Consider the following 15,393-nt stretch of genomic DNA (forward strand, 5'->3'; position numbering starts at 1 on the left):
TAACGTCAACGTAATGTTGCGAAAACTTCCGCGTCAAGCTTCGAAACTTTTCGGAAGCTCGGCGGTCGACTTCCGGATCACCAGCTCGGTGGTGAGCTCCACCCGCGGCGAGGTCAGCTCCTCCCCCGCCACCAGCCGCAGCAACCGCCGCATCGCCACCCGGCCCATCTCGGCGAAGGGCTGGCGCACGGTCGTCAGCGGCGGCGCCGACCACTGCGCGCTCGGCACGTCGTCGAACCCGATGATGCTGAGGTCCTCGGGCACCCGCAGCCCGAGCCGGCGGGCCGCCTCGATCGCGCCGAACGCCTGGAAGTCGTTCGAGGCGAACACCGCGGTCGGCCGGGCTGCCGCGCTCAGCAGGCGGGTCGCGGCCGCGAAACCCCCGTCGAAGCTGAACCCGCCCGGCTCGATCAGCGCCGGGTCGCTGGCCAAGCCGGCCTGCGACAGCGCCGCGTGGTGCCCGTGCAGCCGGGCCAGGCTCATCATCGCCTTCGGCGGCCCCTCGATGAAGCCGATCCGCCGATGTCCGAGCTCCAGCAGGTGCCCGGTGGCGACCAGGCCGCCGTTGAAGTTGGTCGCGCCGACGCTGGGCACGTCGGGGCCGGGCAGGTTGACCGGGTCGATCGTGACGATCGGGATGCGCTGCTCGGCGAAGTGCCGCCACTGCTGGGAGTTGATGCTGGAGGTCACCAGGATCATGCCCGCGCGGCGGGCGGCCGCCAGCCGCCGCGCCCAGGTCGCGCCGAGCGGGTCGTCGGGGACGATGTCGACCACCACGTCGACGCCCTCGGGGGACGCGGCCTCCAGCACGCCGCGCAGCATCTCGACGTTGTTCGAGGTGTGCATGGCGTCGAAGACCAGCGCGACGGTGCGCGTCGCGGGCTGGGCGCCGCCGGGGCCGCGGGCGACGTACCCGTGCTCGGCCAGCAGCGCCTCGATCCGGGCCCGCGTCTCGGCGGCGACATCGGTGCGCCCGTTGACGACCTTGGAGACGGTCGGGACCGACACCCCGGCCTCGCGGGCGACGGCGGCCAGGGTCGCGCGCTGCGCCGGCTGATCAGGTCCCATGTCAGCCAGTATCGCGCCCGGCCCGCAGGCCCACGGGAAGGGCGAGATTTCTACCCGGCCTGGGCGGTCACCGAGGTCGCCGTGACCGTGCCGTCCGAGCCGGCGGCGCCCTGCACCGCGACCGACTGGCCGGCCGTCACGTCGGAGACCTTGCCGGCCCGGGCGGTCGAGATCCTGGTCCGGGCGTCGGTGCGGACGGTCACGATATCGCCGCCGGGCGTCTGCACGTAGATGGTGTTGCCGTCGACGAGCTTGACGGTGCCGGTGGTCGCGGCGGTGGCGGCGGAGGAGGCGCTCGCGGCGGGAGCGGCGGTACGCCCGCCGAAGCGGCCCGCCCCCGTACCCGGGAATGCCGGCGCGGTCCGGTTGCCGGTGCCGCCGGTCGAGCCGGCGCCCCACTGCTTCTGCGCTTGCAGCCCGCCGGCGAAGCCGCCGACCAGCAGCACCGCCGCGCCGAGCACGACGGTGGCCTTGTTCCACCACTTCCGGGGCGCGGCCCTCGCCAGCTCCGCGGCCAGCCCGTCGTCCCGGAAGTCGTCCGCGCCGGAGGCAGCCACGGGGCCGAGCACGGTGGTGTCGTCGTTCATGGGGGGTCACCGGGTCCTCACTCGTAGCGCAGCGCGTCGATGGGACGCAGCCGGGCGGCGCGGCTCGCGGGCAGGCCGCCGAAGAACAGTCCGATCGCGATGGACACGCCCAGGGCGAGCCCGACGGAGCTGGGCACGATCACCGGCCGGACCCCGGCGATCTCGAAGCTGCTGCCGATCAGCGCGGCCGCGACGCCCAGCACGCCGCCGATCACGCTCAACAGGGTGGCCTCGACGAGGAACTGGGTCAGGATCACCCGGCGCGGCGCGCCGAGCGCCTTGCGGATGCCGATCTCCCGGGTGCGTTCGGTGACCGTGACCAGCATGATGTTGGTGATGCCGATGCCGCCGACCAGCAGGCTGATCGCGGCGACCGCGCCGAGCAGCGTGGTGAACGTGCCGGCCGTCTCGGTCTGCGTCTCGAGCAGCTGCGACGCGTTCTGGATCCGGTACGGCGTGGTCGCGGAGCTCGCCCGCGCCGCGCCGCTCATCCGCTGGTCGAGGATGGTGGCCACCTCGGACTCCACCGCGTCGACCCGGCCGGCGTCCTTGGCCTCGACCAGGATCGAGGTCAGCGCGCCGTACCCGGTCAGCACCTGGCGCACGGCGCTGAGCGGCGCCACCGCGGTGTCGTTGGCGTCCTGGAAGCCGGTGGAGCTCTTCGGGCCGAGCACCCCGACCACGGTGAACAGCGCGCCGCCGGCGGTGACCTGCTTGCCGATCGGGTCGGCGCCGGCGAACAGCTCGTCGACCACGGTCCGGCCGAGCACCACCACCCGCCGGCCCTGCGCCTCGTCGTCGGCGGTGAAGCCGGAGCCGGCGCCGATCGGGGTGTTGGACGCGGCGAACCAGCCGGGCGTGGTGCCGACGAACGAGCCGACCTCGTGGTCACTGCGGCCGTACGTGATCGTCACGGACGAGCTGACCACCGGCGACACGGACCGCACGTCGGGCGCCAGCGCCGGGTCGGCGAGCGCCGCGGCCATCCCGGTGGTCAGCGATGTGGCGCCGGACCCGCCGCGCCCGGTGCTCAGCACCGTGACGGTGTTGGTGCCCAGCGCCTCGATCCGGTCGCTGATCGCCTTGGCCGAGCCGTTGCCGACCGCGACGAGCAGGATCACCGCGGCCACGCCGATCAGGATGCCGAGCATCGTCAGCGCCGAGCGCAGCTTGTTGGCCGACAGGCCGCGCAGCGCGAACCGCACCACCTCCGGGACGCTCATCCGGCGTGCCGTCCGGCGAAGGCCCCCGCGGGCGGCCGGTGGATCGCCGACTGCCGGGTGTCCTGCACGACCCGGCCGTCGACCAGCCGGACCAGCCGCTTGGCCCGGGCGGCCACCTCGTCCTCGTGCGTGATGATCACGATGGTCCGGCCGGTCGCGTTGAGCCGGTCGAAGACGGCCAGCACGTCCGCGGTGGAGCGGCTGTCCAGGTTTCCGGTGGGCTCGTCGGCGAGCAGCAGGGCCGGCTCGGTGACCAGCGCGCGGGCGACGGCCACGCGCTGCTGCTGGCCGCCGGAGAGCCGGCTGGGCTCATGCCGGGCGCGGTCGGCGAGGCCGACCACGTCGAGCGCCGCGAGGGCGCGGCGCCGTCGTTCGCCGGGCTTGATCCCGGCGTACGCCAGGGGCAGCTCCACGTTGGCCACCGCCGACATCCGCGGGATGAGGTTGAACGCCTGGAAGACGAAGCCGATGAGCCGGTTGCGGGCGAGCGCCAGCTGCCGGTCGGCCAGCTCGCCGACGTCCACGCCGTCCAGCAGGTATGTGCCGTGGGTCGGCACGTCGAGCGCGCCGAGGATGTTCATCAGCGTCGACTTGCCGGAGCCGGACGAGCCCATGACGGCCACGTAGTCGCCGCGGTGCACGGTGAGCGACACCCCGGCCAGCGCGTGCACGGTGGCCTCGCCCTGGCCGTACGTCTTCCGGAGGTCGCGGACCTCGAGGACCGGGCGGCTCACCGGCCACCGGTCCCGCCGCCGGTGCGGGCGCCGCCCCCGGAGTTCACGCGGCCGAAGTTCCCGCCCCCGCCGAAGTTCCCGCCGCCGGGGAAACCCGCGCCGCGGCCCGGGAAGCCGGTGCCGCCGCCGCTCGTACCCGAAATGGTCTTGACCTGGACCCTCTCGCCGGCCTCGACGCCCGCGGTGATCTGGGTGACCGCGTCGCCCTCCAGGCCGATCTCGACCGGCCGGATCTCGGTCCGGCCGTCGGCGACCACGGTGACCATGTGCCGGCTGCCGACGGTCGTGAGTGCCGCGGAGTTGACGTAGGTGACGTTCTCGGCGCTGCCGGTGGTGACCGCGACCGAGACGGTCTGGCCGGCCCTGGCGCCGGCCGGCACCTTGTCGAGGCTGAGCGTCACCCCGTAGGTGACGACGTTGTTGACGGTGGTCGCCGACGGGTCGATCGCGACGACCCGGGCCGTCGCGGTGGCGCCGGACAGCGCGTTCCAGGTCACCTCGGCGGCCTGCTTGTCCTTGAGCTTGGTCGCGTCGGCCTCGGCGAACGCGGCGCTGATCTGCAGCCTGGTCAGATCCTCGATCTGGACGAAGCCGGTATCGCCGCCGCCCTGGCCGCTTCCGCCCGGCGAGATGCCCGAGGACGTGCCCGACGAGGTGCCCGACGACGAGCTGCCGATCGTGCCGTTGACCGCGGTCACCGTGCCGGCCATCGGCGCGGTCAGCACGCAGCCGTCCACGGCGGCCCGGGCCTCCTCGACCGCCAGCCGGGCCTGCTCGACCGCGTTCCCGGCCGTCGAGGTGCCGGCGCCGGCGTCCTCGGCCCGGTCGAGGGAGTCGTTCGCGGCGTCCAGATCGGCCTCGGCGGCGTCGAGGCCGCGCTGCGCCGCGGCCGGGTCGACCTTCGCGAGCACCTGGCCCTTCTTGACGACCGAGCCGACGTGCACGTCGATCGCGGTGACCGTGCCGCCGGTCACGAAGCTCGCGCCCGCCGTGCGGGCACTCCCGACCGTCCCGTCCGCGGTCACGGTCTTGGTGACCGTGCCCCGCTGGACCACGACCGTGCGCGCCGACGCGCCGGCCGCCTCGGGCGTGTCCGATCCGGTCAGGATCCGGTAGGCCCAGAGGCCCCCGGCGGCGAGGGCGACGGCGAGGGCGGCGTTGACCGCCGCCGCGGGCCGTCGCGGGTTGCGGCGCGCAGGCATGCGGACACTGTGCCGGGGCGGCCTGGGAGGATCTTCGCCGCAACCTCGGAGCCAGCTCGGAATCTCACGGCGCGTCACCGGAGGTGGGCAGCAGCACCCGGAACGTCGCGCCGCCGCCGCGGGGCGCGTCCAGCTCGACCCACCCGCCGTGACCATGGACGATCGCCGCGACGATGGACAGCCCGAGCCCCGATCCGCCGCCGTTGCCGCGGGTGCGGCTGGAGTCGGCGCGGTAGAGCCGCTCGAAGACCCGGGGCGCGTGCGACGGCGGCACGCCGGGCCCGTCGTCGGTGACCTCGAAGACCGCCAGGGACAGGCCGGGGCGTACCGTGGCCGGCCCGGACAGCACGGTGGCGGCCGCCGGCGGCCGCGCGGGCAGCCGCCCGACCCGGACCGTGACCCGGGCCCGGCCCGGCGTGTGCTGCAGGGCGTTGGCGACCAGGTTGGTCGCGACCTGGCGCAGGCCGTGCTCGTCGCCGAGCACGGTGGCCGGCTCGAACGTGTCGTCGTCGTCCGCGAGCCCGGCCAGCCGGACCGGCCGGCCCGGGACCCGGGCGTGCGCGTCGCGGATGGTGTCGGCGGCGATCTCGAGCAGGTCGACCGGGCGCAGCGCGGGCGGGCGCTGCTGGTCGAGGCGGGCCAGCATGAGCAGATCCTCGACGAGCACGCCCATCCGGCCGGCCTCGCCCTCGATGCGGCTCATCGTCTCGTCCAGCTCGGGGCCGGGCCGGGCGCCGCCGCGCCGGTAGAGCTCGGCGAAGCCGCGGATCGAGGTGAGCGGGGTGCGCAGCTCGTGCGAGGCGTCGGCGACGAACTGCCGCAGCCGGCGCTCGCTGGCCGTACGCGCGCCGACCTCGGCCTCGATGCGGGCGAGCATCGAATTGAGCGCCACCCCGAGCTTGCCCGGCTCGGTGTGCGGGTCGGTGTCGGCGACCCGGCCCGAGAGGTTGCCGGCCGAGATGTCGGTGGCCAGCTTCTCCATCTCGGTCAGCGGGCGCAGCCCGAGCCGCACCACGAACCACGCTCCCGCGGTGAGCAGCCCCAGCACCAGCACCGAGACGCCGGCGTCGATGAGCAGGAGCTGGTCGGTGGTCTGCCGCACCTCGGAGAGCGACTGCCCGACGACCGCGACCACCCCGCTGGCCGGATCGGTCACGGCGATCACCCGCCAGTCGGCGCTCCCGTCGGCGGCCGGGACCGTGTACGGCCTGGATGCGGCCGCCCGGGCGCGGACCTCGGCGGCCGGCTCCGCCGCCGGGCGGGACGCGCCGGCGGGCGAGCTGCGGCCGGTGTCCAGGGCGCCCCGGGCGTCGTAGAGGTACATGACCTGCTCGGGGCCGAGCCGGCCGAAGCGGCCGCGGGGAACCCAGGTCACGCCGGCCGGTCGCTCCTCGGCGAACGGGCGGCTCATCCCGCGCAGCTGGTTGTCGATGCGGCCGATCAGGTAGCCCCGGATCAGGACCAGCCCGGCGACGTCGACCACGACCAGCGCGACCGCGGCGAGGGCGCCGACCACGAGCACCAGGCGGGCCCGCAGCGTCCAGTGGCCCCACCGCCGCGGCCTCAACGGTTCACTCCTCGCCGCCGCGCGGCAGCCGGAGCGCGTAGCCGACGCCGCGGACGGTGTGGATCAGCGGCGGGCCGGTCTTGTCGATCTTGCGGCGGAGGTAGTAGACGTACGACTCGACGATGCGCCCGTCGCCGCCGAAGTCGTATTTCCAGACCCGGTCGAGGATCTGTGCCTTGCTCACCACCCGGCCCGCGTTGATCAGCAGGTAGCGCAGCAGGTTGAACTCGGTCGGCGACAGGTCGACCGACCGACCGGCCCGCCGCACCTCGTGCGCGTCGTCGTCCAGCTCGAGGTCGGCGTAGCGCAGCACGCCCGTGTCCGCCGGCGCCGCCTCGAGCTCCGGGCGGCTGCGGCGCAGGATCGCCCGGATCCGCAGCACGACCTCCTCGAGGCTGAACGGCTTGGTCACGTAGTCGTCCGCGCCGGCCGACAGGCCCGAGATCCGGTCGGCAACGGTGTCGCGGGCGGTCAGGAACAGCACCGGCACCCGGCAGCCGGTCGCGCGCAGCCGGGTGGCCACCTCGAAGCCGTCGAGGTCGGGGAGCATCACGTCGAGCACGACCAGGTCGGGCGCGAACTCCTCGACCGCGACCAGGGCCCGGTGCCCCGAGTCGACCACCCGCACCTCGAAGGCGACCAGCCGCAGGGTGGCGCTGAGCAGGGCGGAGATGTTCGGCTCGTCGTCGACGACCAGGACCCTTGCGGCCCGCGCCGGCGGCTCGCCGAGCGCTACGGAGGTACGGGAATCAGACAGCACCCGAAAGGGATACCAACGCCACCTTTGAAAACCCTATGAATTCCGCGAGAGCCCGCTGTGCCGCCGCCGTCACCAGGATCGCGCCACCCGGTCGCCGGCCGCGACGCCCGACGTGATCTCGGTGTACTGGTCGCCGCGCAGGCCCACCCCCACCGGCGCCCGGGCGCCGTCCTTGAGCACCGTGCCGGTGCCGTCATGCAGGTCGTGCACCGCCGTACTCGGCACCCGCAGCACGTCCGGCTTCGAACCGGTCGTCACCTTCACGCCGGCGCTCTGCCCCACGAGCAGGCCCGGCGGGGCGTCGACGAACGACAGCAGCACCCCGTAGCGGACCATCGTGCCGTCGCTGGTGCCGGTCGGGTCGACCTGCGCGACGGTCGCCTCGAACTCGGTGCCCGGCCGGTCGGCGAGGGTCACCGCGCCCGCCTGCCCGGCCGCGAGCCGGTCGGCGTCCGCCTCCGGGAAGGCGGCGCTGATCTGCATGTCGTACACGTCGGCCAGCGTGATGAAGGTCGAGCCGGCGCCCACCTGGCCGCCCACCTGGCCGCCGACGCCGAGGATCCGCCCGGCGATCGGCGCCGTGATCGTGGTGCCGGCGAGGGCATCCTCGGCGTCGGCCAGGGTGCGGGTGGCCCGGGTGACCCGCTGTTGCGCGGTGAGGATCGCGTCGCCGCTCTGCCCGCCCTCCGGTTGGCCGGCGGCGCGGCCGGTACCGCATGAGCCGGCGCCGGTCGTGCCATCCGGCGTTCTTCCGGTCGAGCCGGCTCCGGTGGGAGTGGCGGGCGCGATCCGGGTGACGCTCGCCGCCGGTGCCGCCGTCCGGCTGGGCGTCGCCCCGGCCGAGGCCGTCGCGCTGGGCGAACCCGTCACGGTGGGCGGCGGCGTCGCCGTGGGCGTGCTTGACGCGTACGCCGCCGCGACGTTCGCGCCGCAAGCATCGGTCGTCGAGGATGTCCGGGCGGCGTTCTCGCGCGCCTCGGCCAGCGCATCCTCCGCGTCGTTCAGCGAGTCCCGCGCGTCCGACACCGCTTCCGCGGCGGCCGTGTCATCGACCTTGGCGAGGACCTGCCCCGGGCCGACCGTGGTGCCGGCCCGGACCGAGATGCTCCGCACGGTGCCCTTGACCGCGAACGACAGGCTGCGCGTCTGCGCCGGCTGCACCGTGCCCGTTGTCGCCACCTGCGTGGTCACCGCACCCCGGTCGACCGCCACCGTGGCGATCGTCGCCGGCTTCTCGGTGGCGTCCGCACGCAGCGCGTGCGTCACGCCGTACGCGATCAGCGCCGGCGCCACGACGGCGGCCGCGACCCCGATCCAGCGCCGCCGACCGGCCAGAGCTTCACCCATGGCGGGCAAGTGTGCCGAACCGCGCTCGCCGCCGCCTTGGTCCCACCTCGGAGTTGGCTAGGAACGATCGCGCGCGCCGCGGCGGAACGGCGGCTCCGAGCGAACTCCGAGGATCCGCCGACGTTGTCCGCAGGTTGCCCCGCTTGGGTGGGTCGACGACGGAGTCCTCGAGGAGAGAAGGCATCGTGCGCACTGTCCGGTCCGGCGCGGCGGCGCTGATCGTCGCTTCCGCAGCCGTCCTGCTGGTCGCGGCGTGCGGCGGCGACCGCTCCGACTCACCGGGCGGCGGTCGGAGCGGCACCGCGTTCACCGCGTACCGGGATTGTCTTGCCAAGAACGGCGTCACCATCGCCATGCCGTCGCGCGGTCCGCGCGCCGGGGCCTCCGGCGCGGGTTTTCCGCAGGGCGGGCGCCCGTCCGGCATGCCGCGGCCCAGCGGCAGCCGTTTCCCTGGTGGCGGCTTCCCGGGCGCCTTCCGCAAGCCCACCGATGTGGACGACGCGACCTGGCAGAGGGCCCAGGAGGCCTGTGCTTCCGTGCGCCCGTCCTTCGGCGCCGGCAGCCGCGGCGGCAACGGCCGGGACACCGCCTTCCGGAACTGCCTCCAGGACCACGGCGTCACCGCGACCGGCGGCGACCTCGACCCGAACGACGCGACGGTGAAGAAGGCCCTGGCCATCTGCCGGGTCCTCCGGCAGCCGCAGGCGAGCGCCGGCCCGACGGCGTAGCCGCGAAGCCCCGTGCCGTCGCCGCCGCGTCCCCCGTAGCAGCAGCGACGGCACGGCCACGTCGTGGTGGGTCAGGTGCAGGTGGCTCCGTTGAGCTTGAATCCGGTGGGCGCGGCGGCGTTGCCGGTGTGGGTGGCCTGATAGCCGATGGTGGCCGAGCCGCCCGCGGGCAGCGAGCCGTTGTAGCTGACGTTGGTGGCGGTCACCGCGCCACTGGCCGGGGAGTACGTGGCGTTCCAGCCGGAGACGATCGTCTGCCCGGAGGCCAGGGTGAAGGTCAGCGACCAGCCGTTGATCGCGGCGGCGCCGGTGTTGGTCACGGTGATGTTGTTGGTCAGCCCGGTGTTCCAGGCGTTGACCGCGTTGCTGACCCGGCAGGCGCCGCTGCCGCCGGGGCTGGTCGTCGGCGGCGTGGTGGGCGGGGTGGTGGGTGCGGTGGTCGGCGGCGTGGTGGGCGCGGTCGTCGGCGGCGTGGTGGGCGCGGTGGTGGGCGGCGTGGTGGGCTGGCTGCCGCCGGCGGCCGTGATGATCGCGTTGATGATGCCCTGCTGCGTCACCGTGGCCGAGCCGCGGTTGAACAGGCCGAAGCCGTACTGGCCGTTGTAGCCGTTGTCCCAGTAGGCGGTGGCGGCGCCGTACTTCTTGGCGGTGGTCACCAGGGCGCGCGCGAAGTTCGTCCGGTACGTGTTGCTGGCCGAGTCGAACGATGTCTTGTCGATGGCGCCGTACTCGCCGACGAACACCGGGTATCCGCGCGTGACGAAGGCGTCGTACATCTTCTTCAGCGTCGCGTCCATGTAGTCTTCCTGTCCCCAGGTCGACTTCTTCGCCGGGTTGGTCGCGGCCGATCCCCACTGGGTGATGTTGCCGTCCTCCTGGCCCGTGAAGTCCCACGGGTCGTAGTAGTGGACGGAGATCATGAGCCGCTTCTCGCTGCTGGGGATGGAGCTGGACCGGTACTGGTCGGTGGGCAGCACGAAGCCGTAGTTGCCCGCGGTGTACTCGATGTTGGTGTTCCAGCCCGGGACGAGCAGCCACCGCGAGGCGTTGGTGCCGCCGGTCTTGCGGACGGTGTCCACGAAGATCTGGTTGTAGGCGTTGATGTTCGCGTAGCACGGCGACGTCGGGTTGCCGTACTGCCCGTCGAACTCCTCGTTCATGGACTCGAAGATCAGGTGCTCGTTGTAGCTCTGGAACTTCGTCGCCACCTGCTGCCAGACCTTCTGGTACTTGTCCTTGATCGTGGTCTGGTCGGACGCGTCGCAGATCAGCCAGGAGCCGGCGACCGTCTTGTACCCGTCGCCATGCATGTTGATCAGCACGTACAGGCCCTGGTTGTAGGCGTAGTTGACGACCTCCGCGATACGGTTCAGCCAGGCCGCGTCGACCGTGTAGCTGGGGCCGGCTCCGACGTAGCCCAGGTACGAGACCGGGATGCGGATCGTCTTGAAGCCCGACGCCTTCACCCGGTTGATGAGGGCCTGCGTGACGACCGGGTTGCCCCACGCCGTCTCGCTGGGGATCCCGTTGGCGTTGGCCTCCAGCTGGTTCCCCAGGTTCCAGCCGGCGCCCATGTCGGCGACCAGCTGAGGAGCGGTCAGCTGGGCCGCGACGTCGGCCGAGGCGGGCCTGGTCACGCCGTACACGGCTGCGGCGAAGGCCAGGGCGGCGGCGAGGAATGCCAGCCCGGCCCTCCGTACTGTCGTACTCATGGATCTTCCTCTCGGACGGTCTCGAGCGCTGGAACCGGCGGTGTCTCCAGTCCGCGCCCGGCGAGGGATCTCGCCCCGGCGCGCCAGCACGGTCATCGAAGCGCTTCGATGGCCGTGCGGTCAAGAGGCGACGGATCCGGGATCCCGCCGCCGCGCCGTCAAGCCTGTGAGGGGTGCGCGGCCGGCCGACGGACGCGTCCACCGAGGCGACGGCGAAGTGGGCGGACCCGGCCGTCGCGACGCTCCCCCGGCATGAGCGTGCCGTGCTCTACTCCGGCCGCGCTCGGCCGGCAATCGATCCGGTCCGCCGGCCCCGCGACGCCTGGCGCCCGCGGCACCTTCACGTCGGTATCGCTGCGGCCTCGTTCCGGCAGCCGGCATCTGCGCCAGATCCGGAAGCCGCGGGCCGAGCTGTCGCGGTCGCCGTCTTACGCGGGCTCCGGACTACTCGACCCGGCCCTGCTCGTTGAGGCGCGCCCAGCGCCCCGCCATCTGGCGCCGCCGGCAGGCGACAAGATGCCCGGCCAGGATCGCCGGCGGGCCGCCGCGCACGCACGCGTCCGCCCCCGCGGTCAGCACCGCCGCCACGGTCTCGGCCGGGGCCGCCTCGTCGACCAGCGCCACCAGCTGAGTGCGCCCCGGCAGCAGCTGCCGCGCCACTGCGGTGTCCCGCACCGCCGGCCCCGTCAGCAGCACCATCTCGTCGGGGCTGACCTCGTCGAGGTCGTCGGCGTAGCGCACCGACCACCCGGACGGCAGATGCTGCCGGAGGCCGGTCACCCGCCCGCGCGGCCCCAGCACCGCGACGACCGGGCGTGGGCCGGCGCCCGCCGGGAGCATCGCCGGATTCAGCGGCAGGCCGGTCGCGGTGACGCTGAAGTCCTGGGCACCGTCGTTGCGGTTGAGCTGCACGAGCATGGCGCGTCCTCCCTGTGCTGAACGGTTCCCTTCACCTTTCGCCCGCACCCTTGGCCGCCCATGTACCCTGCCTGTGCGTTTCATGTATGCCGTCGATCCAGGCGGCGCCCAGGGCGCTCAGGGCGCTCAGGCGCTCTCCCGGCGCACCAGCCGGATCAGATCCGAGATCGGCACGGCGGGACCGGGCTTTCCGGAGATGGCGGCCACGACCGTCGCCGAGAGGTAGGACGCCATCGCGACCTGGTCGGTGGTCACGGTGGTCAGCGCGGGCGCGGCCAGCCGCGCCGGCGGGATGTCGTCGACGCCGATCACCGCGAGGTCGGCGGGCGCGGCAAGACCCAGTTTCCGTACGCCGGCCAGCACGGCCAGCGCGACCTCGTCGTTGTAGGCGCAGACGCCGGTGATGCCGGCCGCGTGCCATCGGCGTACGCAATCGGCTGCCTGATCGGGATCAAGCGCGACCGTCTCGACCGCCGGACCCGGCAGTCGCCGCTCTTGAAGCTCCTCGCGCACGCCGGCGAGCCGTGGCTCGGCGAAGATCAGCAGCCGGTCGTCGTCGGGGTAGGCGTAGCCGATCCGGCGGTGCCCGGTCGCCGCGAGATGGGCGGCCTGCCGGCGCCCCACCCGCTGCTGCGGCATCTCCAGCTCGCGCCGCCCGCGCTGCGGCCCCCGGCCGAAGAGCGCCACCACCAGCGCCACCCCGGCCGCGTGCATCGCCTCGATCTCGCCCTCGGAGAAGTCGGCGAACGCGATCACCGCGGCCGGGGTGATCGCCTTCCAGATCTCGGTGATCGGCCGGTCCTCGCGGTTGCCGGGGTGCGCCACCAGGGTGAGCCCCTGCCGCGCCAGCGCCGTGGAGAGGTTGCCGAGCATCCGGCCCACCTCGGGCCCGATCGGCCAGTCCGGCAGCAGGCACAGCACCACCTCGGAGCGGCCGGTGCGCAGCGTGCGGGCGGCGGCGCTCGGCGCGTAGCCCAGGCGGGCGGCGGCGTCGAGCACGCGCCCGCGGGTGTCGGCCGAGATGGTCTGCCCGGGTGTCTCGTTGAGGACGTAGCTGACCGTGGCCCGGGAGACGCCGGCCAGCCGCGCGACATCCGCGCTCGTGACGCGGCGGCGGTTGCGGTCGGTCATGGTGACAAGCTTACTTACACGTGTAACCATGATGCCATGACCACCGACCTCGCCTCCCTCGTCAAGTCGCTGGATCTGCCCGCCAAGGTGCGGCTGCTCACCGGCGCCTCCGCGTTCACGCTGCACCCCGCGCCCGAGATCGGCCTGGGCGAGCTGCGCTTCTCCGACGGCCCCACCGGCGTGCGCGGGCTGAAGTTCACCGCCGGCCGGGTCGTGTCATTGTTCCCCAACGCGACGCTGCTCGCCTCCACATGGGACGAGGGCGTCCTGCACGAGGTCGGTGTGCTGCTCGCCGAGGAGGCCATGGCCCAGCAGATCCACGTCGTGCTGGGCCCGACCATCAACCTGCACCGCAGCGCGCTGGGCGGCCGGCTCTTCGAGGCGTACTCCGAGGATCCGCTGCTCACCGGCAAGCTCGCCGCGGCCTATGTGCGCGGCCTGCAGGACAACGGGATCGCCGCCTGCCTCAAGCACCTGGTGGCCAACGAGTCCGAGACCGACCGCAACACGGTCGACAGCGTCGTCGACGAGGCCACGCTGCGCGAGCTCTACCTGCTGCCCTTCGAGATGGCGTCGGACGCCTGGTCCATCATGGCGGCCTACAACGACGTCAACGGCGTGCCCGCCACCGAGCAGCACCATGTCATCAACGAGATCGTGAAGGACGCGTGGGGATACTCCGGCCTGGTCATGTCCGACTGGTTCGCCACCAAGTCGGCCGCCCCCGCCGCCAACGGCGGCCTCGACCTGGTCATGCCCGGTCCGGCGGGTCCGTGGGGCGACGCCCTGGTCGCCGACGTCCGGGCCGGCCTGGTCGACGAATCGGTCATCGACGACCATCTGCAGAGGCTTCTGCTGCTGGCGCAGCGGGTGGGCGCGCTGGGCGCGGAGCGTTCCTGGCCGTCGCCGCTTCCGCTGCCCGATTCTCCGGTACGGCGTGAGCAGCTGACCCGCCTCGCCGCCACCGGCATGACCGTCCTGCGGAACACCGGCGACGTCCTGCCCCTGGACCGCACCCAGCGCGTCGCCCTGATCGGCCGGCACGCCGTCGAGACCATCGACATGGGCGGCGGCTCCGCCCAGGTCAACCCGCCGCACCAGGTCTCCGTCGCGACCGGCCTCACCGCCGCCCTCGGCGCCCAGGTCACCGTCGTCGACGGCGTCGACGTGCGCACCCGCCCGGTCCCGGCCCGCGACGGCTTCCTCACCGACCCGGCCACCGGCGCCGACGGCATCCGCGTGACCCTGCTCGACGCGTCCGGCGAGGTGCTGGAGGACCGTTTCTGCCCGCAGGCCAAGACCATGGTGGGCATGGACGACGACTTCGACGGGACCGTCGCCTCCGCCCGCCTCTCCGGCCGCGTCAGCGTCTCCGGCTCGGTCGAGCTCGGCGTGATGGGTGTCGGCGATTGGACCGTCACCGAGCCCGCGCCCCTGTCCTACTCGCTGCGGGCCAGCGGCAACGGCTTCGGCGAGGAGGTCCTCACCCCGCCGCTGCGCACGGACCGCTTCGACGTCTCCGCCGGCGATATCTTCACCGCGACCGTCACCCTCACCACCCCCGTGGGCCTTTTCGGACTTATCGCTTTCCACACCCCGAGGTCGACGGTGGACGTCATCGACGATGCCGTGCGGGCCGCCGCCGGCGCCGATGTGGCGGTCGTCGTGGTCGGCCTGACCGAGGAGCAGGAGACCGAGTCGGTCGACAAGTCCACGCTCGGCCTGCCCGGCGCCCAGGACGCCCTGGTCGAGGCCGTGGCCGGCGCCGCGCGGCGCACGGTGGTCGTGGTCAACGCCGCCACGCCGGTGCTGATGCCCTGGCTGTCCCGGGTGGACGCGGTGCTGTGGGCCGGCCTGCCCGGCCAGGAGGGCGGCCACGCCGTCGCCGCCGCCCTGCTCGGCGACATCGAGCCGGCCGGCCGCCTGGTGACCACCTTCCCCGCCGCCGACGGGGCCGCCCCCGCCTGGTCGGTGACCCCTGTCGACGGCAAGCTCCCCTACACGGAGGGCACCTTCATCGGCTACCGCGGCCACTTCGCCGGCCGGGCGCCCGAGCCCGCGTTCTGGCTGGGCCACGGCCTCGGCTACGGCAAGTGGGAGTACTCCGACGTCCGCCTGGTCGCCGGCGGCGAGGCCCCCGCCGTGAGCGCCACGGTCACCAACGCCGGCGCCCGGACCAGCCGCGAGGTCGTGCAGGTCTACCTGCGCCCGGCCGAGAGCGACGAGCCCGTACGCCTCGTCGGCTGGACCTCGATGACGGTCGCGCCCGGGGAGTCGGCCCGGGTGACCGTCCGGACCGACGGCCGCCTGTGGCGCAAGTGGGACACCACGTCGGAGTCCTGGACCCGCCTGGCCGACGGCGAGCTCCTGGTGGCGCGGGGCCTGGGCGACATCCGCGCGGTCGTCTCCTGAGCCG

At 73.7% G+C, this 15,393-nt stretch carries 13 protein-coding genes; 2 read left to right on the forward strand and 11 right to left on the reverse strand.

Annotated features, from left to right (window positions below):
- Positions 1–33 precede the first annotated feature (33 nt).
- The 8 genes from ACFQS1_RS00975 to ACFQS1_RS01010 all read right to left on the reverse strand — a co-directional run bounded on the left by ACFQS1_RS00975 (position 34) and on the right by ACFQS1_RS01010 (position 8,488).
- On the reverse strand, positions 34–1,068 hold the full coding sequence (locus ACFQS1_RS00975; protein WP_378963919.1) for a LacI family DNA-binding transcriptional regulator: 1,035 nt from the start codon (positions 1,066–1,068) through the stop codon (positions 34–36).
- 50 nt (positions 1,069–1,118) lie between these two features.
- On the reverse strand, positions 1,119–1,655 hold the full coding sequence (locus ACFQS1_RS00980; protein ID WP_378963920.1) for a hypothetical protein: 537 nt from the start codon (positions 1,653–1,655) through the stop codon (positions 1,119–1,121).
- Between the two features lie 17 nt (positions 1,656–1,672).
- Positions 1,673–2,878 (reverse strand): ABC transporter permease, encoded by a 1,206-nt coding sequence (locus ACFQS1_RS00985; RefSeq protein WP_378963921.1) that lies wholly within the window; start codon positions 2,876–2,878, stop codon positions 1,673–1,675.
- On the reverse strand, positions 2,875–3,612 hold the full coding sequence (locus ACFQS1_RS00990) for an ABC transporter ATP-binding protein (protein WP_378963922.1): 738 nt from the start codon (positions 3,610–3,612) through the stop codon (positions 2,875–2,877). The genes ACFQS1_RS00985 and ACFQS1_RS00990 overlap by 4 nt, the downstream gene beginning before the upstream one ends.
- Positions 3,609–4,814, reverse strand: a complete 1,206-nt coding sequence (locus tag ACFQS1_RS00995) for an efflux RND transporter periplasmic adaptor subunit (protein WP_378963923.1) — start codon at positions 4,812–4,814, stop codon at positions 3,609–3,611. The genes ACFQS1_RS00990 and ACFQS1_RS00995 overlap by 4 nt, the downstream gene beginning before the upstream one ends.
- Positions 4,815–4,878: 64 nt before the next feature.
- Entirely contained in the window at positions 4,879–6,381 is a 1,503-nt protein-coding gene (locus ACFQS1_RS01000) for a sensor histidine kinase (RefSeq protein ID WP_378963924.1), read from the reverse strand.
- 4 nt (positions 6,382–6,385) lie between these two features.
- Positions 6,386–7,141 carry a response regulator transcription factor gene (locus tag ACFQS1_RS01005; protein ID WP_378963925.1) on the reverse strand — a complete coding sequence of 252 codons (756 nt, stop codon included), beginning with the start codon at positions 7,139–7,141 and terminating at the stop codon, positions 6,386–6,388.
- A gap of 69 nt (positions 7,142–7,210) precedes the next feature.
- Positions 7,211–8,488 (reverse strand): HlyD family efflux transporter periplasmic adaptor subunit, encoded by a 1,278-nt coding sequence (locus ACFQS1_RS01010; RefSeq protein WP_378963926.1) that lies wholly within the window; start codon positions 8,486–8,488, stop codon positions 7,211–7,213.
- A gap of 185 nt (positions 8,489–8,673) precedes the next feature.
- Here ACFQS1_RS01010 and ACFQS1_RS01015 point away from each other — a divergent pair, with 185 nt between their 5' ends.
- Complete coding sequence (locus tag ACFQS1_RS01015; protein ID WP_378963927.1) at positions 8,674–9,216, forward strand: hypothetical protein; 543 nt, start codon at positions 8,674–8,676, stop codon at positions 9,214–9,216.
- A 71-nt stretch (positions 9,217–9,287) separates the two neighbouring features.
- On the opposite strand, the gene ACFQS1_RS01020 is transcribed toward ACFQS1_RS01015, so the two are convergent.
- From ACFQS1_RS01020 to ACFQS1_RS01030, 3 genes are all read right to left on the reverse strand, one after another.
- The gene (locus ACFQS1_RS01020) at positions 9,288–10,928 is read right to left on the reverse strand and encodes a cellulase family glycosylhydrolase (protein ID WP_378963928.1); all 1,641 of its coding nucleotides are present in this window, start codon (positions 10,926–10,928) and stop codon (positions 9,288–9,290) included.
- A gap of 444 nt (positions 10,929–11,372) precedes the next feature.
- Entirely contained in the window at positions 11,373–11,846 is a 474-nt protein-coding gene (locus ACFQS1_RS01025; protein WP_378963929.1) for a hypothetical protein, read from the reverse strand.
- Between the two features lie 126 nt (positions 11,847–11,972).
- Positions 11,973–12,977 (reverse strand): LacI family DNA-binding transcriptional regulator, encoded by a 1,005-nt coding sequence (locus tag ACFQS1_RS01030; RefSeq protein ID WP_378963930.1) that lies wholly within the window; start codon positions 12,975–12,977, stop codon positions 11,973–11,975.
- Positions 12,978–13,013: 36 nt separating this feature from the next.
- Here ACFQS1_RS01030 and ACFQS1_RS01035 point away from each other — a divergent pair, with 36 nt between their 5' ends.
- Positions 13,014–15,389 carry a beta-glucosidase family protein gene (locus ACFQS1_RS01035; RefSeq protein ID WP_378963931.1) on the forward strand — a complete coding sequence of 792 codons (2,376 nt, stop codon included), beginning with the start codon at positions 13,014–13,016 and terminating at the stop codon, positions 15,387–15,389.
- The last annotated feature ends 4 nt before the right edge of the window (positions 15,390–15,393 follow it).

This window comes from Paractinoplanes rhizophilus (genome assembly GCF_042664765.1).
GTDB lineage: Bacteria > Actinomycetota > Actinomycetes > Mycobacteriales > Micromonosporaceae > Actinoplanes > Actinoplanes rhizophilus.